The sequence below is a fragment of the Pantoea sp. JZ29 genome, assembly GCF_035190385.1.
Lineage (GTDB): Bacteria > Pseudomonadota > Gammaproteobacteria > Enterobacterales > Enterobacteriaceae > Pantoea > Pantoea stewartii.
This window is the reverse complement of the sequence record NZ_CP045241.1, coordinates 2,966,682-2,986,271: the sequence shown is the minus strand read 5'-3', so window position 1 is coordinate 2,986,271 and position 19,590 is coordinate 2,966,682. Positions and strand designations below refer to the sequence as shown.

General features: G+C 55.3%; 18 protein-coding genes and 1 pseudogene. 5 read left to right on the top strand and 14 right to left on the bottom strand.

Annotated elements, in window-relative coordinates:
• Positions 1-47: 47 nt before the first annotated feature.
• From GC090_RS13870 to GC090_RS13845, 6 genes are all read right to left on the bottom strand, one after another.
• Entirely contained in the window at positions 48-779 is a 732-nt protein-coding gene (locus GC090_RS13870; RefSeq protein WP_324020127.1) for an arginine ABC transporter substrate-binding protein, read from the bottom strand.
• A 117-nt stretch (positions 780-896) separates the two neighbouring features.
• Positions 897-1,565, bottom strand: a complete 669-nt coding sequence (artM, locus tag GC090_RS13865; RefSeq protein ID WP_324020125.1) for an arginine ABC transporter permease ArtM — start codon at positions 1,563-1,565, stop codon at positions 897-899.
• A complete protein-coding gene (artQ, locus tag GC090_RS13860; protein WP_033737656.1) occupies positions 1,565-2,281 on the bottom strand; it encodes an arginine ABC transporter permease ArtQ in 717 nt (238 codons plus the stop codon). The genes artM and artQ overlap by 1 nt, the downstream gene beginning before the upstream one ends.
• Positions 2,282-2,287: 6 nt before the next feature.
• Complete coding sequence (gene artJ, locus GC090_RS13855; protein ID WP_033737655.1) at positions 2,288-3,019, bottom strand: arginine ABC transporter substrate-binding protein; 732 nt, start codon at positions 3,017-3,019, stop codon at positions 2,288-2,290.
• 15 nt (positions 3,020-3,034) lie between these two features.
• The gene (gene artP, locus GC090_RS13850; protein WP_110267732.1) at positions 3,035-3,763 is read right to left on the bottom strand and encodes an arginine ABC transporter ATP-binding protein ArtP; all 729 of its coding nucleotides are present in this window, start codon (positions 3,761-3,763) and stop codon (positions 3,035-3,037) included.
• A 222-nt stretch (positions 3,764-3,985) separates the two neighbouring features.
• Positions 3,986-4,525 carry a lipoprotein gene (locus tag GC090_RS13845; protein ID WP_054634240.1) on the bottom strand — a complete coding sequence of 180 codons (540 nt, stop codon included), beginning with the start codon at positions 4,523-4,525 and terminating at the stop codon, positions 3,986-3,988.
• Positions 4,526-4,630: 105 nt separating this feature from the next.
• On the opposite strand from GC090_RS13845, the gene GC090_RS13840 reads away from it, so the two are divergent.
• The gene (locus GC090_RS13840) at positions 4,631-4,951 is read left to right on the top strand and encodes a heavy metal-binding domain-containing protein (RefSeq protein WP_082999207.1); all 321 of its coding nucleotides are present in this window, start codon (positions 4,631-4,633) and stop codon (positions 4,949-4,951) included.
• Positions 4,952-4,971: 20 nt separating this feature from the next.
• Positions 4,972-5,772, top strand: a complete 801-nt coding sequence (locus tag GC090_RS13835) for an N-acetylmuramoyl-L-alanine amidase (protein ID WP_172912617.1) — start codon at positions 4,972-4,974, stop codon at positions 5,770-5,772.
• A 90-nt stretch (positions 5,773-5,862) separates the two neighbouring features.
• Here the strand turns inward: GC090_RS13835 and ltaE are convergent.
• The 3 genes and pseudogenes from ltaE to GC090_RS13820 all read right to left on the bottom strand — a co-directional run.
• A pseudogene (gene ltaE, locus GC090_RS13830) lies at positions 5,863-6,861 on the bottom strand (low-specificity L-threonine aldolase); the annotation flags it as partial.
• 62 nt (positions 6,862-6,923) lie between these two features.
• A complete protein-coding gene (poxB, locus tag GC090_RS13825; RefSeq protein WP_033737651.1) occupies positions 6,924-8,645 on the bottom strand; it encodes a ubiquinone-dependent pyruvate dehydrogenase in 1,722 nt (573 codons plus the stop codon).
• Positions 8,646-8,768: 123 nt separating this feature from the next.
• Positions 8,769-9,668 (bottom strand): LysO family transporter, encoded by a 900-nt coding sequence (locus GC090_RS13820; protein WP_033737650.1) that lies wholly within the window; start codon positions 9,666-9,668, stop codon positions 8,769-8,771.
• Between the two features lie 135 nt (positions 9,669-9,803).
• Here GC090_RS13820 and GC090_RS13815 point away from each other — a divergent pair, with 135 nt between their 5' ends.
• Positions 9,804-11,453: a DUF2813 domain-containing protein gene (locus GC090_RS13815; RefSeq protein ID WP_324020120.1), complete on the top strand. Its 1,650-nt coding sequence runs from the start codon at positions 9,804-9,806 to the stop codon at positions 11,451-11,453.
• Between the two features lie 67 nt (positions 11,454-11,520).
• On the opposite strand, the gene cspD is transcribed toward GC090_RS13815, so the two are convergent.
• Positions 11,521-11,745, bottom strand: a complete 225-nt coding sequence (cspD, locus tag GC090_RS13810; RefSeq protein ID WP_006118603.1) for a cold shock-like protein CspD — start codon at positions 11,743-11,745, stop codon at positions 11,521-11,523.
• Between the two features lie 318 nt (positions 11,746-12,063).
• Here cspD and clpS point away from each other — a divergent pair, with 318 nt between their 5' ends.
• A complete protein-coding gene (gene clpS / locus GC090_RS13805; protein ID WP_006118604.1) occupies positions 12,064-12,384 on the top strand; it encodes an ATP-dependent Clp protease adapter ClpS in 321 nt (106 codons plus the stop codon).
• Positions 12,385-12,437: 53 nt separating this feature from the next.
• Positions 12,438-14,714: an ATP-dependent Clp protease ATP-binding subunit ClpA gene (gene clpA / locus GC090_RS13800; RefSeq protein ID WP_006118605.1), complete on the top strand. Its 2,277-nt coding sequence runs from the start codon at positions 12,438-12,440 to the stop codon at positions 14,712-14,714.
• Positions 14,715-14,803: 89 nt separating this feature from the next.
• Here clpA and infA read toward each other — a convergent pair whose 3' ends face one another.
• The 4 genes from infA to cydD form a co-directional block, all read right to left on the bottom strand.
• Positions 14,804-15,022, bottom strand: coding sequence for a translation initiation factor IF-1 (gene infA / locus GC090_RS13795; RefSeq protein WP_002211347.1), 219 nt, complete (start codon positions 15,020-15,022; stop codon positions 14,804-14,806).
• Between the two features lie 344 nt (positions 15,023-15,366).
• Positions 15,367-16,059 (bottom strand): leucyl/phenylalanyl-tRNA--protein transferase, encoded by a 693-nt coding sequence (aat, locus tag GC090_RS13790; RefSeq protein WP_006118606.1) that lies wholly within the window; start codon positions 16,057-16,059, stop codon positions 15,367-15,369.
• Between the two features lie 33 nt (positions 16,060-16,092).
• A complete protein-coding gene (gene cydC / locus GC090_RS13785) occupies positions 16,093-17,823 on the bottom strand; it encodes a heme ABC transporter ATP-binding protein/permease CydC (protein ID WP_324020119.1) in 1,731 nt (576 codons plus the stop codon).
• The gene (cydD, locus tag GC090_RS13780) at positions 17,823-19,589 is read right to left on the bottom strand and encodes a heme ABC transporter permease/ATP-binding protein CydD (RefSeq protein ID WP_324020118.1); all 1,767 of its coding nucleotides are present in this window, start codon (positions 19,587-19,589) and stop codon (positions 17,823-17,825) included. The genes cydC and cydD overlap by 1 nt, the downstream gene beginning before the upstream one ends.
• Position 19,590: the final 1 nt, after the last annotated feature.

The following is a 19,590-nucleotide window of genomic DNA, read 5'->3' as shown; positions in this document are numbered from 1 at the left end:
GGACAGTGCAGAACCGGTCAGCAGAGCACGCGGCTGGCCCATAAACCTTATTCAGGAAACCATTGCTGGTTGATTTTCTGCCAGGTGCCGTTGGCTTTAAGTGCCGCCAGTGCCTGGTTAAGTTTCTCACGCAGGCCGTCGTTACCTTTGCGTACCGCAATGCCTAAGCCGGTCCCAAAATAATCGGCGTCCGTTACATGCTCACCCACACTGGCCAGATCGCTGTTGGTTTTTAACCACTGATTGACTACCGCGCTGTCGCCAAACACGCCGTCAAGACGGCCGCTTTTCATATCCAGAATGGCATTCTGATAGCTGTCATAAGCCACCACCTTGATGTCCGGATGTTTGTCCTGTAGGTATTTCTGGTGCGTGGTGCCGTTTTCGACGCCTACACGTTGACCGTTCAGGTCACTTATCGCGCTGAATTTGCCTTTCGGGGCAATCACAATCGCCGAGTTGGCATAATAAGGCTGGGTGAAATCGACCTGTTTGCTGCGCTCGGCCGTGATGTCCATGCCGGCAATCACGGCATCATATCGGCGAAACTTCAGCGAGGGGATCAGGCTGTCAAATGCCGTATTGGTAAACGAGCATTCCGCTTTCATCTGCTGGCAAAGGGCCTTTGCCAGATCAATATCAAAGCCGACAATCTGGTTATCGCTGTTCAGCGATTCAAAAGGGGGATAGGTAGCAGAGGTGGCGAAACGAATTTTCTCAGCGGCCTGCGCGCTTACCGCCAGGCTTACCAGTACTGCAGCAATCATCCATTTTTTCATTACAGGCTCCCTGGCCATCAGTCACATAACATACAGGGCAGTAAGATGCCAGATAATGAATTTTTATGCAATAAATGTGACTGAAAAATTACTCAGGCAGGTTTCCCTGCCTGAAGATCAGTCGCGACGCTCGAAGGTCAGAGCGCGTTTTTCGATCAGGCGCATCAGAAGGGTAAGCAGGCCGTTAACGCACAGGTAAATCAGTCCCGCAGCCGCATAAACCGTGACATCGTAGGTCCGGCCATACAGTAACTGACCGTGTCCCATGACTTCCATCAGCGTAATCGTAAACGCCAGCGAGGTGCCCTTAAAGACCAACACGACTTCATTGGAGTAAGAGGAGAGTGCACGCTTAAACGCATAAGGCAGCAAAATGCGCAGGCTTTGTCTGGGCGTCATACCCAGCGCCTCGCAGGACTGCCACTGACCGGCAGGTATCGCCCGCACCGCACCGTAAAACAGCTGCGTGGTATAGGCAGCACTGTTCAGCGACAACGCCAGCATGGCACACAACCAGGGTTGTGACAGCAGATGCCACAGCCACGGCAGTTTTTGCAGGCTGGGAAACTGACCGGGCCCGTAGTAGATCAGGAAAATCTGCACCAGCAGCGGGGTGCCGGTAAACAGGGTGATAAATCCTTTAATCAGGGGCGAAAACAGCGGTGTTTTCAGGGTCAGTGCAATGGTAAACATCAGCGACAGACACAGCGCGAACACCAGCGATGCCGCAGTCAGTGTCAGGCTGGTATGAAGCCCTTTCAACAGTTCGGGTAAATATTGCAGCATCAGCTGTTCCCCCGTTCAAAACGGGTCGTACGGTGTTCAATACGACGCAGCACTGCCTGGCTAAACAGCGTAATCACCAGGTAAATGGCCGCCGCAATCAGGAACCAGGTAAAGGGTTCCTGCGTACGCGTAGCGATGCTTTTGGTTTGCAACATCAGGTCGTTAACGCTGATAAGCGACACCAGCGCAGTGTCCTTCAGCAAGACCAGCCACTGGTTACCCAGACCGGGCAGCGCATGACGCCACATCTGCGGCATGATGAGGCGGAAAAAGATCGCCGACCTCCTCATGCCCAGCGCCTGGCCCGATTCCCATTGACCGACCGGCACGGCTTTTAACGCACCACGCAGCGTTTGTGACGCATAGGCGGCGTAAAGCATAGCCAGTGCAATCACGCCACACAGGAACGGGCTGACATCAAAATTTTCGATCTGCATCTTAACCGGTACGCTGAACAGACCGAAATGTAGCGTAAAACCGTCAGACAGCGTCAAAAGCAGTTGCGAGGCACCAAAGTAGATAAACAGCACCACCAGAATCTCTGGCAGGCCGCGAATCAGGGTGACCAGTGCGGTGCCTGCCCAGGCGAGCGGACGCAGCCGCATTGACTCCCAGCCAGCAAAAATCATCGCCAGCACAAGGCCAGCGATGAGGGCACAAACAGCAAGGCCGACGGTCATGCCGGCGGCGCTTGCAAGCGGAATTATTTCATTCATCAGAGATTACTGCTGAAACCATTTGTTGTAGATGGTTTTGTAAGTACCATTGGCCTTGATTTTATCAAGCGCGGTGTTGAACTTGCCTTGCAGCTCGGTATTGCCCTGACGAACGGCGATGCCCAGACCGGTGCCAAAGTAGGCTTTATCCGTGACTTTCTCACCCACCGGGGCCAGATTCGCGTTTTGTTTCAGCCACTCGTTTACCACGGCGCTGTCGCCAAAGACCGCATCGATACGGCCATTTTTCAGGTCAAGCACGGCATTCTGATAGCTGTCATAAGGGACAACGGTGATGTCGCTGTGTTTGTCGGCCAGGTATTTCTGATGTGTAGTGCCGTTTTGCACGCCTACACGTTTACCTTTCAGCGCGTCAACACTGGCCACTTTGCCTTTCTGCGCCACGAAAATTGCAGAGTTATCGTAGTAAGGCTTGCTGAACAGCACCTGCTTTTCGCGCTCAGGCGTAATGTCCATACCGGCCATAACGGCATCGAAACGGCGGAATTTCAGGCTTGGGATCAGGCTGTCAAAAGACTGGTTGGTAAAGGTACAGGTTGCATCCATCTCTTTACACAGCGCATTCGCCAGATCGACGTCGAAGCCCTGAATTTTGTTGTTGGCATCGACAAATTCAAACGGAGGATAGGAGGCCTCGGTGGCAATACGAATAGTTTCAGCGGCGGAGGCGCTTAAACTCAATCCGGCAAGCAGTGCAGCAAGTACGACTTTTTTCATTTTTAGCATCCTGACTTAGTGCGAAAGATAATGTGCAAACGCCTCGGTTTGCGGCTGTGTAAAGCGGCTGGCATCACCCTGTTCCACGATATGCCCGTTTTCCATATAAACCACACGGCTGGCCGTTTTACGGGCCACGTCCACTTCGTGCGTCACGATAACCTGTGTAATCTGCGTCTGAGCCAGTTCGCGGATAATACTGACGATCTGGGCGGTGATTTCAGGGTCGAGCGCGGCAGTGGGTTCATCAAATAACAGCACCTGCGGCTCCATCATCAGCGCACGGGCAATGGCTACGCGTTGCTGTTGCCCGCCAGAAAGGTGCAGGGGGAAACGGTCGCTATAGCTGGTCAGGCGCAGACGATCGAGGAGCTTGTCGGCTCTGGCGCGTGCGTCGGCCTTGCTCAGGCCCAGTACACGGCAGGGGGCTTCCATCAGGTTTTGCAGCACCGTCAGGTGCGGCCAGAGATTATATTGCTGGAAGACCATTCCGACATTTTGACGAAGCTCGCGTATCGCGGCCTCTGAAGGGGTTTTGCTGAAGTCGAAATCATTACCTGCAATGTGCAACTGGCCTGAGCGTGGGCGCTCAAGCAGATTCAGCACGCGCAACAGCGAACTTTTTCCTGCGCCGCTTGGGCCAAGCAGCACCAGCGTTTCGCCCTGCGGACATTCCAGGTTAATGTCAAACAGCGCCTGGTGAGCACCGTAGAAACAATTAATCGCGTTTAGTTGAATACTCATGCGCCAATTTTGAATAGCTATTAGTTTTGCGGATTTTAACGTCACCAAAATAGTTATGCAATTAAGGTGGCTTAAAATTTACGAATAAGCGGTAAACACACAAAAGATTAGCACAAGATATCGCGAGACAAGGCGGTGAGAAGACGGGGAACCGGAGGTGGCACGGGATAAAAACGCACGGCCTGGCAGCCGGCGTTTTTATCTGCTGATGTCAAAAAGCGTTTATTTCTTTGTTTTTTCAAGCAGCTGGCTAAGCGATCCTCCGCCAGGATGCGGGACATCTGCCACATAGCGGACATCATCGACGACCCAGCAACTGCCCTGATGAATCATCAGCACTTCGTCCTGCCACTGTTTGTCACCGCGGCTCATTTTCACGCGCAGGGGAATGTTACGGGCATCCCGGTTAGGAATCGTGGAAGCATCGGCAACGTCAACCCCGGTTGGCCCCTGAGCCAGGCTGGAGAAGAGATCGCCGTTGCGCCACGTCGCCGCATCCGGACGTTGACTGGCTTGCAGCAGCGCCTGATAAAGTTCATCGCTCAGGTAAGGGCGATACTGTGCCAGCGTCGCGGTATCAGGCAGGCCGGATGAAGGATGCTCAATACGCATGTCGTAAAAACGCTGGGCGACGGTGTCCGGGCCACCTTCCACGCAGGGGGCCATGCGCGGGCCATTATCCTTAATTACCGGCTCGACCGTCGTACAGGCACTCAGCAGCAGCGCAGCCGGGAGCAAAAGCGCAAAACCTTTGTTTCTCATCTCGATTTCCTTATTGTTCTCTGGCAAGGTGCTTTTTTAACATAGAGTATAGCCCTGCTTTTAGGTGAAAGAGCCTTTGACCCGTTTCGGTAACAGGAGAGTACGATGAAATTGTCAACAACCCCGACGCTGGAAGGACACAGCATCACGGAATACTGCGGCGTAGTCACTGGTGAAGCGATTCTGGGGGCCAATATATTCCGCGATTTTTTCGCCGGGATTCGCGATATTGTGGGCGGCCGCTCGGGCGCTTATGAGAAAGAACTGCGTAAAGCGCGCGAGATCGCGTTTAAAGAGCTGGAAGACCAGGCCAGATCGCTAGGAGCGAACGCGGTGGTGGGCATTGATATTGACTATGAAACCGTAGGGAAAGACAGCAGCATGCTGATGGTTAGCGTCAGCGGCACGGCGGTTGTTATTCGTTGAAACGCCTCCTGTGCTGTCTGATGGCGCTGCTGCTGGCGGGCTGCCACTCAGGCATTGAATCACGATCGGGCTACTGGGTTGATTTGCGCCATCCCGCACAGGGCGCGCGTCCGCGCGTGAAGGTGGTGGTGATTCACTATACCGCCGAGGACTTCTCCTCCTCGCTGGCTACGCTGACTGACCGTGACGTCAGCGTGCATTATCTTATTCCCCGCCAGCCACCGCAGCGCAACGGTAAAGGCATTATCTGGCAACTGGTACCGGAGCAGGATCTGGCCTGGCATGCCGGCGCCAGCTTCTGGCGCGGCGCAACCCGTATTAACGACACCTCGGTGGGCATCGAACTGGTGAACAACGGCTACCGCCGGACGCCGGCCGGAGTGACGTGGCAACCGTTCCCCCCTGCGCAGATTCGCACCCTGGCGGCGCTGGTACGTGATATAACGCAGCGCTATGGCATCGCACCGGAAAATATTGTGGGCCACAGCGATATCGCGCCGCAGCGTAAGCAGGATCCCGGCCCGCTGTTTCCCTGGCAGCAACTGGCCGCTGAGGGCATTGGCGCGTGGCCCGATCCACAACGCGTGGCGTTTTATCTGGCCGGACGCGATCGTTACGCCGCTGTGCCAGCCGTAACCCTGCTGGAGTGCTTGCAGCGTTATGGTTATCAGGTAACGGAAGGAATGAGCGCGGACGAGCAACAGAAACTGATTGCCGCCTTTCAGATGCATTTTCGTTCTGCAAATATTCAGGGCTTCGCGGATGCCGAAACCCTGGCGATAGCGCAGGCCCTGCTGGAGAAATACGGCACAGCGCAATAATCCCTCGATCACGGCGCTGTGGCGAGGTCAGCGGCCTGCGTAAGGCGAGGCGGGCAGGTTCACCGCATCCGTTGCCGCATCAGGACGGTGCTGTGCCAGGAAGGCCCGCCAGTGACCGAGCACCGTTTCAAGCGCGGGACGCTCAGCATCCAGATGGGTCACAATCCGTGTTACCGGGCCCACACTCATCAGGACGTTGTGCGCATGCATCCACTGGCCCAGCGCCGTAACCTGATCGTCCGGGATGCGCACGAACAGCATATTCGTCTGCTGCTCAGCGACGTCAATCCCCATCTTTCGCAGTTCCTGTCCCAGCCAGGCGGCGTTGTCGTGGTCCGTTTGCAAACGCGTAACGTTGTGTTGCAGCGCATAGAGGCCCGCCGCCGCCAGAATACCGGCCTGGCGCATGCCTCCGCCCGCCATTTTGCGCCAGCGGCGTGCACGTTCGATATAGGCTGCCTCGCCGCAAAGTAGCGAGCCTACCGGCGCGCCCAGGCCCTTCGACAGACAAATGGTCAAGGTATCGCAATAGCGGGCAATGTTTTCCAGCGTGGTTTGCTGTGCGACGACCGCATTGAAAATGCGAGCGCCGTCGATATGCAGCGCCAGTTTATGTGCTCGGGTAAAATGCCAGGCCTGCTCCAGGTAGGCAGCGGGTAACACTTTACCATGATGGGTATTTTCCAGGCTCAGCAGCCGGGTGCGGGCAAAATGGATGTCGTCGGGTTTAATAACGTCTGCCACGACATCCAGCGGCAAACTGCCGTCTGCTGCTGCGAGAATGGGTTGGGGCTGGATACTGCCCATCACCGCCGCGCCGCCGGCTTCATATTTATAATTGTGCGCCTGCTGGCCCACAATATACTCTTCGCCGCGTTCGCAGTGGCTGAGCAGGGCCACCAGGTTCGCCTGCGTGCCGGTAGGGAAAAACAGCGCTGCCGCTTTACCACTCAGACGTGCGGCTTCGGCTTCCAGTGCATTGACGGTGGGATCATCGCGATAGACGTCATCGCCGGTTTCAGCGGCCATCATCGCCTGTAACATCGCGCTGCCGGGACGGGTGACGGTATCACTGCGTAAATCGATCATCGGGCGCTCCTGGTCTGCGGAAAACAGGCGGGCAGAGAACCCGCCCGCAAGAGCACTCTGTTTTACCGTAGCCAGTTGGTTTTTGCCAGCTCCAGCACTTCGTCACCCCGCCCATTGATGATGGCACGGAGCATATAGAGGCTGAATCCTTTGGCCTGTTCCAGCTTGATCTCCGGCGGCATAGCCAGCTCTTCCTTCGCGGTGATGACATCCACCAGCACCGGGCCGTCATGGGCAAAGGCCTGTTCCAGTGCGCCATTGAGTTCTGACGCTTTTTCAACCCGAATACCTTTCACGCCGCAGGCCTCGGCAATGGCCGCAAAGTCAGGATTATGCAGATCCGTCCCGTCAGTCAGGTAGCCGCCCGCTTTCATTTCCATGGCGACAAACCCCAGCGAACTGTTGTTAAAAATGACCAGTTTGACAGGCAATTTCAGCTGTGCGACGGTCAGAAAATCACCCATCAGCATGCTGAATCCACCATCGCCACAGAGCGCCACGACCTGACGGTCCCGGTTAAGCGACTGTGCACCCATCGCCTGTGGCATGGCGTTCGCCATCGAACCGTGATTAAACGATCCGAGCAGGCGACGCTTGCCGTTCATCTTCAGATAACGCGCCGCCCACACGGTCGGCGTGCCCACATCGCAGGTAAAAATAGCATCTTCGTCAGCCAGTTCACTGATTTGCTGAGCCAGATACTGCGGGTGAATGGGCTGCCTGTCGTTCGCGGTGGCCAGCGCATCCAAATCCTTACGCGCTTCCGCGTAGTGTTTCAGCGCACTGTCGAGATGATGCTGATCGGTTTTCACCTGCAGCTTCGGCAGCAACGCGCGCAGCGTCGTTTTGACATCACCGACGTACGCCTGGTCGACATGACAGTGCGATCCCAGACTGCCGGGATTAATATCGATTTGAATGATGTTGGCTTTCTCAGGGTAGAAGGCGCGATAGGGGAACTGAGTACCCAACAGCACCAGCGTATCCGCATTCATCATGGCATGATAACCCGAGGAGAAACCGATTAGCCCGGTCATGCCCACATCGTACGGGTTGTCATATTCGATATGCTCTTTGCCGCGCAACGCATGCACAACAGGGGCTTTCAGCGTTGCCGCCAGTTGCACCACTTCCTCATGCGCACCGGCACAGCCGCTGCCGCACATCAGCGTAATATTGCGGGCGTCATTCAGTGTTTGTGTCAGGGTCGCCAGTTCATCGGCAGACGGCAACACGACGGGTAGCTGCGGTGGATACCACTCTGCACGCGCAGCATCGGGAGCGGGTTGCAGCGCCACATCGCCCGGCAGCACCACCACGGAAACCCCACGGTTCAGAATCGCTTTGCGCATGGCAATGCCCAATACCTGGGGCAACTGCTCGGGATTGGAGACCAGTTCGCAATAGTGACTGCACTCGCGAAACAACTCTTGTGGATGCGTTTCCTGGAAGTAACCGCTGCCGATCTCACTGGAGGGGATGTGGGCGGCAATGGCCAGTACCGGAACGCGATTGCGGTGGCAGTCGAACAGCCCGTTAATCAGATGCAGGTTACCTGGCCCACAGGAACCCGCGCAGACCGCAAGCGTGCCACTGGCATGCGCTTCCGCACCCGCAGCAAAAGCTGCCACTTCTTCATGGCGGGTAGGCATCCACTCAATGGTGCCCATTTTGTTCAGACTGTCAGTGAGTCCGTTTAACGAGTCACCTGTGACGCCCCAAATACGTTTTACACCGGCGTTTTCCAGCGTTTTGGCCACCAGCGCCGCGACGGTTTGTTTCATCTTCATCTCCTTGGTCATTCGTTGCCATCCCGGGGAGGGCAGAATTAAACAGCTACCAAGAAGCGTAGACGAGAGTCATTCAACTCTACCGTAAAAAATTGCATCAAAAGTTGAATTTCGCGCTCAGGCTGAGAACAGCGCAATAAGCACGGGCGCGGCCAGGCTCATAATAAATCCATGCACGATCGCCGCCGGCACAATATCGGTACCGCCTGCACGTTGTAAAACGGGCAGGGTAAAATCCATTGACGTCGCGCCGCACAAGCCCAGCGCGCTGCTGCGGTGGCGGGCGATCAGCGCGGGAATCAGCATAATGGCGATAAGCTCTCGCAGCAGGTCATTAAAAAACGCGGCACTGCCGATCACTGGCCCAAAGGCTTCTGTCATCAGAATGCCGGAAAGGGAATACCAGCCAAAGCCACTGGCGAGTGCCAGGCCGGTTTTAAGGGGGAGCCCCAGTATCAGCGCCGCTATAATGCCGCCCAGTAAGCCACTCAGCAGGACGACACAGGCAATCGTCATCCCCCGGCGATTCAGGATAATCTGACGCAGCGTCATGCCGCTGCCGCGCAGTTGAATACCGACCAGCAAGAGCAGGAAGATCAAGGCATATTCACTGGCTGCGGATGCATGGTGCAGCCAGGGCCATTGCGTAAGGCCCAGCGCAAAGCCGAGGACTACGACGCCGCACAACGTCAGCGATTCCAGCGCCATATGTAAACGTGACGGCAGTTTTTGCTGTTTATGATGATGTTGCCAGGGCATCCGCTGTTCCAGCCAGCGCAATGCCAGCAGGTTGCACAGTAAAATACAGCCCGCAGCGACGGATGCCGTATAAAAAACGGTGATCAGATTGCTGCTGAGGTTGTCCAGAAAAGCCAGGCTGATGCCCATAAAAAACAGAATGACGTAGACCATCCAGCCCAGCAGACGATTTACCGCCTTAAGAAACCTGGCCTGCCGGACGGGTAACAGCCAGCCAGCGAAGAGCGGGAGGAGAATCAGTAACAGTCCTGAATACATAATGAAAAGATCGTCCATGTTAAAATTGACGCTACGCTAACGAAAAAGCACAGGGGAGTAAACCCTGACGGTAAAGTCACCTGACCGCCAGAGCAACGCGTTCCCTTCTTCGGTCAGCTCAGAGGATAAAGCGCTATGAATCTGGAACATATCGATATCCGGGGATTTCGCGGCATTAATCAGCTTTCTCTTCCGTTAACGCGCATTAACCTGTTGATCGGCGAAAATGCCTGGGGGAAATCCAGTCTGCTGGATGCACTGAGTCTGCTGCTGTCACCGCACACGCGCGAGTATGTTTTTACGTCTGACGATTTTCATTTTACGCCTGGCGACAGGGACGACCAGGTGCATCGCCTGTCTGTGGTTTTTCATTTTCGTGAGGATGAGGCAGAAACCAGCGGACCACTTGCGCCTTTCTGGCTAGGCGCGATACCCGGACAACGCTATCTGCGTTACAGCATCCAGGCCAGACGACACGCTGGCCAGATTCGATCCTCGCGACGCTTTATCGACAGCGAGGGCCAGGTGTTGCCTGAAGCGGGAACGGCTGAGGCGATCGATGTTCTCCTGCGTATGAATCCGGTATTACGCCTGCGCGATGCGCGTTTTAGCCGCCGCCTGCGTCCCGTTGCCAGCCGGGTGGATGAACGTCTGACGACATTAAATCAGCTGACGCAGGAGCTGGATAACCTGACGCGCGATCTGGACCGTCATCCCCAACAGTTGAGCGATGCGGTCCTGCGTCAGGGCGTGCAAACGCTACAGCAACTGATGGAGCACTATTTTCTGGTGCAGCATCCGGATCACGGGAGCCAGGCGTTCCGCGTCGATCCACAGTCACGGGATGGCGTTGAGGGCTGGCGTTCGCTGGATCAGCTTAATCATCTGATTGCTGCGACCGATGTGCGCAGCCGTCAGCTGATTTTGCTGCGGATGTTTAGCTTACTGATGCAGGCAAGGGGCAATGAGCCGTTGCTCCCGGGTGCGCGACCGCTGTTGTTAATTGAAGATCCGGAAACACGACTGCACCCCATCATGCTTTCGGTGGCCTGGAACTTGCTTGCGCTGCTGCCGTTGCAGAAGATTGCCACGACCAACTCGGGCGAGTTATTGTCGCAGGTGGCGGTAGAGGATGTGTGTCGACTGGTACGCGAACCCACGCGCGTGGCGGCGTGGCGCATCGGCCCTGAAGGATTGAGTGCAGAAGACAGCCGTCGCATCGGCTTTCATATTCGTGTTAACCGCCCCTCAGCGTTGTTTGCCCGTTGCTGGTTGCTGGTGGAAGGTGAAACCGAAGTCTGGATTATCAATCAGATGGCACGACAATGCGGTTATCACTTCGCGGCAGAAGGGATAAAAGTCATTGAATATGCGCAGTCAGGTCTGAAGCCGTTGCTGAAATTTGCCCGACGCATGGGCATCGCCTGGCATGTCCTGACGGATGGCGACATGGCAGGAAAAAAATATGCCGCCACGGCGCGCAGCCAGCTTCAGCCGCATGATAATGAAAAGCATCATCTGACCCAGCTTCCGGCGGCCGATATGGAACAGTTCCTCTACAACAACGGCTTTAGCGAGGTTTACCATGCGGCAGCGCATCTGCCGTTAAACGTGCCTGTTAATTCCAGGCGTATTATTACCAAAGCGATTCATCGCGCATCAAAACCGGAACTGGCCATCACGGTCGCTATGGCGGCCGCAGAACACGGAACCGCGTCTGTTCCGACCTGTCTGCAAGAGATGTTTGTTCGCGTCATCCAACTGGCGCAGGGGAAGGCGGGTTAAGGCATAAAGTAAAAATGCCAGCGCATCAGGCTGGCATTTTTGACGGAGCGGTCCAACGTTGGGGATGTCAGGCCACGGCCTGCTGCGCTTCTACGGGTACAATAAGACTGGCATGGTTGCCCTTCGGGCCTTGATGAACGTCAAAATGGACCTGCTGGCCCGCTTTTAACGTCCTGTAACCATCCATCTGTATTGTTGAGTAGTGTGCGAAGATATCTTCGCCGCCCCCGATTGGACAGATAAAGCCGAAACCTTTGGCGTTATTGAACCATTTAACGGTACCTGTCTCCATGCTTTTACTTCCCTCGCAAGACATTTTATAAGTAGGTGAGGTGACGTAAGCTGTGAGTCGGGTTTGATTAAAACTCAATCAGCTTGTGAAGCTAGAATGTAGAAAAATCGCCGCGATCGTCAAGCAAACCACCGGGCCAGGTGGGGAGAAAATCATCAAAATTTGAGGTAGTTAACGCTATTTGAAATTTTGTGATACAGGTCGCGTAACGAATTTTTGACTGACCGATTCATTAGCGGCAGTGCACTTGACACACGTGTTAAACTCTACAGATGACACCGGGTTTGATGATGACGTACTGACTCACAACGGAACACTATGGCAAACACTAAAGACTGGCTAAATTTCGAACACTTAGCCGAAGGTAAAGTACGCGAAGAGTTAAAGCCACCTTCGATGTATAAAGTCATTCTGAATAATGACGATTATACACCTATGGAATTTGTTATTGACGTTCTGCAAAAGTTCTTTTCTTATGATATTGAACGTGCAACGCAACTGATGCTGAAAGTTCACTACCACGGTAAAGCCATCTGTGGTGTATTTACCGCAGAAGTCGCTGAGACGAAAGCGGCACAGGTGAACAATTACGCGCGGGACAATCATCATCCGTTGCTGTGTACGCTTGAAAAAGCCTGAGCCTCTCTCCATACAGGAAGCAGGTCAGAGCGATTAACTGGAGGAGGTGCCTAATGCTCAATCAAGAACTGGAACTCAGTTTAAACATGGCTTTCGCCAGAGCGCGTGAGCACCGTCATGAGTTTATGACCGTCGAGCATTTGTTACTGGCATTGCTCAGTAACCCGTCGGCAAGAGAGGCACTGGAAGCCTGTACGGTGGACATTGTGGCTCTGCGGCAGGAGCTTGAAGCCTTCATTGAACAAACCACGCCTGTGCTGCCCGCTAGTGAAGAGGAGCGCGATACGCAACCGACGCTCAGCTTCCAGCGCGTGTTGCAACGCGCCGTGTTCCACGTTCAGTCATCCGGACGCAGCGAAGTCAATGGCGCGAATGTTTTGGTCGCCATCTTCAGCGAACAAGAATCCCAGGCAGCGTATCTGCTGCGCAAACACGAAGTCAGCCGCCTCGATGTGGTGAACTTCATCTCTCACGGTACGCGCAAAGACGAACCGGGCCAGGCACCTGGTGCTGAAAATCCGGTTAACGAAGAGCAAGCAGGCGGGGAGGAACGTATGGAAAACTTCACCACCAATCTTAATCAGCTTGCTCGCGTTGGCGGCATTGATCCGCTGATTGGCCGCGACAAAGAGCTGGAACGTACGATTCAGGTCCTGTGTCGTCGCCGTAAAAATAACCCCCTGCTGGTGGGTGAGTCGGGCGTCGGTAAAACCGCGATTGCGGAAGGATTAGCCTGGCGAATCGTTCAGGGCGACGTGCCAGAGGTGATGAAGGACTGCACCATTTACTCGCTTGACATTGGTTCGCTGCTGGCGGGCACCAAGTACCGTGGTGATTTTGAGAAACGTTTTAAAGCGTTGCTGAAACAGCTTGAGCAAGATAACTCCAGCATCCTGTTTATTGATGAAATTCACACCATTATCGGCGCGGGTGCCGCATCGGGTGGACAGGTGGATGCCGCTAACCTGATTAAGCCGCTGCTCTCCAGTGGCAAAATCCGCGTGATGGGATCAACCACGTATCAGGAATTCAGCAATATTTTTGAGAAAGATCGTGCCCTGGCGCGTCGTTTCCAGAAAATTGACATTACCGAGCCCTCTGTTGAAGAGACGGTGCAGATTCTTAATGGTCTGAAAACCAAATACGAAGCGCACCATGATGTACGTTACACTGCGAAAGCCGTGCGCGCGGCGGTGGAGCTGGCGGTGAAATACATCAACGATCGTCATTTGCCGGATAAGGCTATCGATGTCATTGATGAAGCCGGTGCCCGTGCGCGCCTGATGCCTGCCAGCAAACGTAAGAAAACGGTGAATGTGGCGGACATTGAAACGGTGGTGGCGCGTATTGCCCGTATTCCGGAGCAAAGTGTGTCAGCAACCGATCGCGATACGCTGAAAAATCTGGGCGACCGTCTGAAAATGCTGGTCTTCGGTCAGGATAATGCCATTGAGGCATTGACTGAAGCCATCAAGATGAGCCGCGCAGGTCTGGGTCAGGATCGCAAGCCGGTAGGGTCGTTCCTGTTTGCCGGTCCTACCGGTGTGGGTAAAACCGAAGTGACCGTCCAGTTAGCTAAAGCGCTGGGCATCGAACTGCTGCGCTTCGACATGTCCGAATATATGGAACGTCACACCGTCAGCCGTCTGATTGGTGCGCCTCCCGGCTATGTCGGTTTCGATCAGGGCGGCTTGCTGACCGATGCGGTGATCAAACATCCTCACGCCGTTGTGCTGCTGGATGAAATTGAGAAAGCGCATCCGGACGTGTTCAACCTGTTGTTGCAGGTCATGGACAACGGCATGCTGACTGATAACAACGGTCGCAAAGCGGACTTCCGTAACGTGGTGCTGGTGATGACCACCAACGCCGGCGTGCGTGAAACTGAGCGTAAATCTATTGGCCTGATTCATCAGGACAACAGTACGGATGCAATGGAAGAGATTAAGAAAATCTTTACGCCTGAATTCCGTAACCGTCTGGACAACATTATCTGGTTCAGCCACCTGTCAACGGACGTCATTCACCAGGTGGTCGACAAGTTTATTGTTGAACTGCAGGCGCAGCTGGATGCGAAAGGCGTTTCGCTGGAAGTCAGTGACGAAGCGCGTGACTGGCTGGCAGAGAAGGGCTATGACAAAGCGATGGGTGCCCGTCCAATGGCACGTACCGTGCAGGAAAGCCTGAAGAAACCGCTGGCGAACGAACTGCTGTTTGGTTCTCTGGTCGACGGGGGATCGGTTTCCGTTGCGCTGGATAAAGAGAAGGGGCAACTGACCTACCACTTCCTCAGCGCGCAAAAACGCAAAACGGAAGGGACGGTGCACTAAGCACCGTTTCACAGAACGAGAAAAGGCCGGATAAAATCCGGCCTTTTTTTGTCCGCCTGCGCGCACGCAGGCAGCAGCATCAACGCAACTCAGCGACTACGGAAGACAATGCGGCCTTTGCTCAGGTCGTACGGGGTCAGCTCGACAGTCACTTTGTCGCCCGTCAGGATGCGGATGTAGTTTTTACGCATTTTACCGGAGATATGAGCGGTAACCACGTGTCCGTTCTCAAGTTCTACGCGGAACATGGTGTTAGGTAACGTATCCAGTACGGTACCTTGCATTTCAATATTGTCTTCTTTGGCCATCGAATCCTCTGGGTGTACTACCTTTCAGTTGAATCGGCAAGATAATGCCCAATTCAACAAGTTATGTAAAGAACCGTCGGCAATAAAGCCAACGCATCGCCGTGCTTCGCGTGTCAACGCGAGCATGTCGGTTAAATTCGGGTGTTTATGTGACGTCTGCGGGGGATTAGCGGGCTAAGAATCTGAATCAACCGGTAACACGCGCACGATTGAAACAGTTCCGAGAGTGCGATGAGATTCCCAGCCTGGCAATTCCGGCTTGAAAACCAAGCGCGGACGACATACCAAACCTGGCTATTATATCACTTAACCGACTTTATGTGTGCAAAACATCTACGCAACTTTTAAAAAAGGGTTTGATTACGCCAGCAGCCGCTGTCAACGGCCAGGGATGCCAGGTTTTTTACCTGCTCAAGATAACGATCGCGTGCAATCTCAACCGCTCCCAGCGAAGCGGTATGGGGGTTAAGTATCTGACAATCCACTAACTGGCCCCCGTGCTTAATAAAATGCTGACAGAATACCAGTAAGGCCGTTTTTGACGCATTGGGTTGCAGGCTGAACATCGATTCGCCGCAAAAGATTTGTCCCAACGCCAGACCGTACATGCCACCTGCAAGGGTTTGATCGCGCCAGACTTCAATCGAATGCGCGTGGCCCAGTTCATAGAGCTTCTGCCAGGCGCGTTTCACTTCAAACGTAATCCATGTACCTTCTTCGCGGCCCAGGGCACAGCCGTCAACGACATCGCCAAAGGCCTCATTCATCGTCACCCGATAAGGTGACTGCTGATGAAACCGCTTCATACTGCGACTGAGATGGAACTGCGTCGGGAATAACACCGCTCGCGGATCGGGTGACCACCACAAAATCGGATCGCCGGGCGAGAACCAGGGAAAAATACCCTGCTGATAGGCACTCAGCAGGCGTGCAGGGGAGAGATCGCCGCCCATCGCCAGCAGGCCGTTCGGCTCGCGCAGCGCGGTTTCCGGTGGCGGAAAGCGCAACGACTCTTGTGACAGTTGAACCAGTCTCATCGCGGTAATGTACCCCTCAGCGTTTGCTCAGCACTATAGCGCAAAGCGCTGCTGGAAACGCCAGTAACGTCCACCTTTTGCGACTAATTCAGAATGATTTCCCTGCTCGACGATCTTACCGCTGTCCATAAGGCAAATTCGGTCCATTTGCGCCAGGCCGCGCAGACGATGCGTTACCATAATGACCGTTTTACCCGTGGTGATCTGTTGCAGGAGGGCGAGAATCTGCTGCTCGGTGGTGGCATCAAGTCCTTCAGTCGGCTCGTCCAGAAGCCATAAGTCGCCGTTGTGTAACATCGCCCGGGCGATGGCCAGGCGGCGTAGCTCTCCACCCGACAGCGGACGGCCGCCTTCACCCAGCCAGGCATTAAGCCCTTCCTCATTTTCCAGCAGGCCCTGAAGCCCGGTTTGCACCAGTGCATTTTCAAGCATTGCATCACTGGCGGTGGGGCAGGCTAGCAACAAATTGTCCCGTAGCGTCTGACTAAACACATGGACGCGCTGGGTGACTACGCTGATGCGCTGGCGAAGTTGGGCTTCATCCCAGTCCGCAAGCGGTACACTGTTCAATACGATTTCGCCCTGTTGCGCCTCCCAGGCGCGGGTGAGCAGCCCAAGCAAGGTGGAGTTGCCGCAGCCTGTGGGGCCGAGAAGGGCAATACGTTCACCGGCTTTCATCGTCAGTGAAAACTGACCCAACACCTTTTCAGGTCGTCCCGGATAACGGAAATCCAGCGCGTCAATCCTGATTTGCAGCGCACCGGCGGGAACCGTGCTTGTGGATGGAAAGAGGATGGCAGGCGACTGATCGATAACGTCATTGACGCGTTGTGCTGCCGTGATTACCTGAGACAGGGGCAAAAAGGCGCTCGCGATCGGCGCCAGTGCTTCAAAAGCTGCCAGGGCACAAAACACCACCAGGGCAATGAGCGGTCCGGGCAGTTGCTGCTGCGCAATGCTTGTTGCGCTCAGCCAGAGCAGGGCAGTAACAGTGAGGCCATTGCATAACAGCAGCAGACTTTGCGCCAGCGCCTGTAAACGCTCCTGCTGACGTTGTGCGTCCTGCCACTGCTGCTCATCTTCGTCCAGCCTGGCCCGCCAGCGGGTAGCGTTACCATACAGTGTCAGTTCTGCCTGTCCCGCCAGCCAGTGCATTAACTGCTCTCGCCAGCGCGATCGCTGCCGGGCAATCGCGATGCCGGTGGGCGCGCCCAGACGGTAGAACAGCGGGGGAAAAAGGCAGAGCAGCGTAAGCAGAATGCCGCCCAGCACCAGCGCCAGGTGCAGATCAATCAGGCTGAGGCCGGCTGTTACCACGACGATAACGATAAACGCGCCCAGCAGCGGCGAGAGGACCCGCAAATAGAGATGATCCAGCGTATCCACATCACCAACAAAACGATTAAGCAGATCGGCCTGACGAAAAAGCGCGAGCTGGCCGGGAGAAAGCGCAATCAGGCGGCTAAACGTGAAGACGCGCAGATGCTGTAAAACCCGAAACGTTGCGTCGTGACTTACTAACCGCTCAAAATACCGGGCGGCGGTACGGGTAATCGCTGCGCCGCGCACGCCAGCGGCGGGAAGCATATAGTTGAAACTATACAGGCCAGCCACACCGGCTACAGAAGAGGCGGCCAGAAACCAGCCCGACAACGTGAGCAAGCCGATACTGGCTAACAGCGTGACAATCGCCAGCACGATCCCTGACGTCAGGCGGAAGGGATGACGCAGCCATAGCCGCAGAAAGGGACGCAGAGCCGTCATCAGAAAATCTCCTGTTGCCGGTGTTGTAATAAATCACTGAACGGACCGGACGCAGTCAGCGTCTGCCAGTCGCCCTGCTGTACGATCTGACCGGCCTGCATTACCCAGATCGCATCCCATGTCTGAAGCAGATCAATTTGGTGGGTGATCATTAGTGTCGTCTGGCGCGTGGCCGCCTGATTTAATGCCTGCATCACATGATGTTCACTTTGACTGTCCAGGCTGGCAGCGGGCTCATCCAGTAACAATAACTGGGCGGGTTTATACAGCGCGCGGGCTACGGCAATGCGCTGTGCCTGACCGACCGATAAGTGATGACTGGCATCCCCCGGTTCGGTATCCAGTCCGGCAGGCAGTCGGGAAAGAAATTCATCGATCCCACATGATGCGGTTAAGGCACTTAGCCGTGCGGGATCGTGCGGCGCATCCATGATGATATTGTCCCGTAACGTTGCGGCGGGTAGCTGGGGATTCTGGCCGACCCAGGCAAGATGCCGATGCCAGTCATGGCGTGCGATACGGTGAAGTTCAATGCCGTTAACTTTCAGCGATCCCTTATAGGGTAAAAAGCCCAGCAAGGCATTTAACAGTGCGGTTTTGCCTGCACCGCTTTTGCCCACCAGCGCGACGCGTGTGCCTGCGCGCAGGGTGAAGGTGAGCGGGCCGCAGAGCCGATGGCCATTGGGCGCGTGCACCGTCAGATTTTCTGCCACCAGCTCTACTGGCGCCGTTGCGCTAAAGGCGTCGCTGGCGGATGTGTTTTCGGCCTCTGGCGTTTCCTGCATAAAGCGTTCAAGCGCATCGGCACCGCCGATTGCCTGCGCTTTAGCATGGTAGAACGTGCCCAGATCGCGCAGAGGCTGAAAAAATTCCGGGGCCAGAATCAGTACCAGGAAGCCGGCAAACAGCGTCACGCCGCGGCCATAATCACCAAAGTGCAGTTCGCCCAAATAGGAAAAGCCAAAATAAACGGCGACAACGGCGATGGACAGCGACGCAAAAAATTCCAGTACTGACGAAGAAAGAAAGGCCAGACGCAGAACCTCCATCGTCCGTTGACGGAAATCCGTCGTGGCGTCAGCAATCGCCTGTTTTTCGGCGTCTGCCCGATGAAACAGACGCAGGGTTTCCCGGCCACGCAAGCGATCCAGAAAGTTGCCACTCAGGCGTGCGAGCGCCACAAAGTTGCGGCGATTAGCCTCGGCCGCGCCCATGCCGACCAGGGCCATAAAAAGCGGGATCAACGGCGCGGTCGCGAACAGGATCAGACCTGCCGCCCAGTTTAACGGAAACAGGGTGAGCAATATGCAACAGGGAATGACCGCCGCCAGCGTCATCTGTGGCAAATAACGCGCGTAATAGGCCTGCATATCCTCGGTTTGCTCAAGCAGTAACGTTGCCCAGCTGCCGGCGGGCTTGCCCTGTATCCAGGCCGGACCCAACGCTGCCAGACGATCCAGCACCTGTTTACGCAAAGCCTGACGGATGGCCTGCCCGGCACGGAATCCAGCCTGCTCCCGGGCATAATTCAGCGCGGCGCGCAGAACAAAGCACAGGATCAGAAGTGAAAATGAGGACAAAAGGGAGGCTGGAGAATGCCTGTCAATAATCAGCGCCTGCAGGAGCGACGCTAAAAGCCATGCCTGCATGATAATCAGAAGCGCGCCAGCGCAGCCCAGCAACGACGTAACGCGCAACCAGGGGCCAGCATGATGACACTGTTGACGAAGCCAACGAGTAAGATGCTGCTGACGCGATTTATTCATG

Bases quoted from the DNA above. Each gene is read 5' to 3' on its own strand.
- GC090_RS13845 (WP_054634240.1), bottom strand. From the start codon at position 4,525: ATGAGAAACAAAGGTTTTGCGCTTTTGCTCCCGGCTGCGCTGCTGCTG.
- infA (WP_002211347.1), bottom strand. From the start codon at position 15,022: ATGGCCAAAGAAGACAATATTGAAATGCAAGGTACCGTACTGGATACG.
- poxB (WP_033737651.1), bottom strand. From the start codon at position 8,645: ATGAAACAAACCGTCGCGGCGCTGGTGGCCAAAACGCTGGAAAACGCC.
- artQ (WP_033737656.1), bottom strand. From the start codon at position 2,281: ATGAATGAAATAATTCCGCTTGCAAGCGCCGCCGGCATGACCGTCGGC.
- aat (WP_006118606.1), bottom strand. From the start codon at position 16,059: ATGAGACTGGTTCAACTGTCACAAGAGTCGTTGCGCTTTCCGCCACCG.
- GC090_RS13820 (WP_033737650.1), bottom strand. From the start codon at position 9,668: ATGTATTCAGGACTGTTACTGATTCTCCTCCCGCTCTTCGCTGGCTGG.
- GC090_RS13840 (WP_082999207.1), top strand. From the start codon at position 4,631: ATGAAATTGTCAACAACCCCGACGCTGGAAGGACACAGCATCACGGAA.
- cspD (WP_006118603.1), bottom strand. From the start codon at position 11,745: ATGGAGACAGGTACCGTTAAATGGTTCAATAACGCCAAAGGTTTCGGC.
- artP (WP_110267732.1), bottom strand. From the start codon at position 3,763: ATGAGTATTCAACTAAACGCGATTAATTGTTTCTACGGTGCTCACCAG.
- artJ (WP_033737655.1), bottom strand. From the start codon at position 3,019: ATGAAAAAAGTCGTACTTGCTGCACTGCTTGCCGGATTGAGTTTAAGC.
- cydC (WP_324020119.1), bottom strand. From the start codon at position 17,823: ATGACGGCTCTGCGTCCCTTTCTGCGGCTATGGCTGCGTCATCCCTTC.
- cydD (WP_324020118.1), bottom strand. From the start codon at position 19,589: ATGAATAAATCGCGTCAGCAGCATCTTACTCGTTGGCTTCGTCAACAG.
- GC090_RS13870 (WP_324020127.1), bottom strand. From the start codon at position 779: ATGAAAAAATGGATGATTGCTGCAGTACTGGTAAGCCTGGCGGTAAGC.
- artM (WP_324020125.1), bottom strand. From the start codon at position 1,565: ATGCTGCAATATTTACCCGAACTGTTGAAAGGGCTTCATACCAGCCTG.
- clpS (WP_006118604.1), top strand. From the start codon at position 12,064: ATGGCAAACACTAAAGACTGGCTAAATTTCGAACACTTAGCCGAAGGT.
- GC090_RS13835 (WP_172912617.1), top strand. From the start codon at position 4,972: ATGGCGCTGCTGCTGGCGGGCTGCCACTCAGGCATTGAATCACGATCG.
- clpA (WP_006118605.1), top strand. From the start codon at position 12,438: ATGCTCAATCAAGAACTGGAACTCAGTTTAAACATGGCTTTCGCCAGA.
- GC090_RS13815 (WP_324020120.1), top strand. From the start codon at position 9,804: ATGAATCTGGAACATATCGATATCCGGGGATTTCGCGGCATTAATCAG.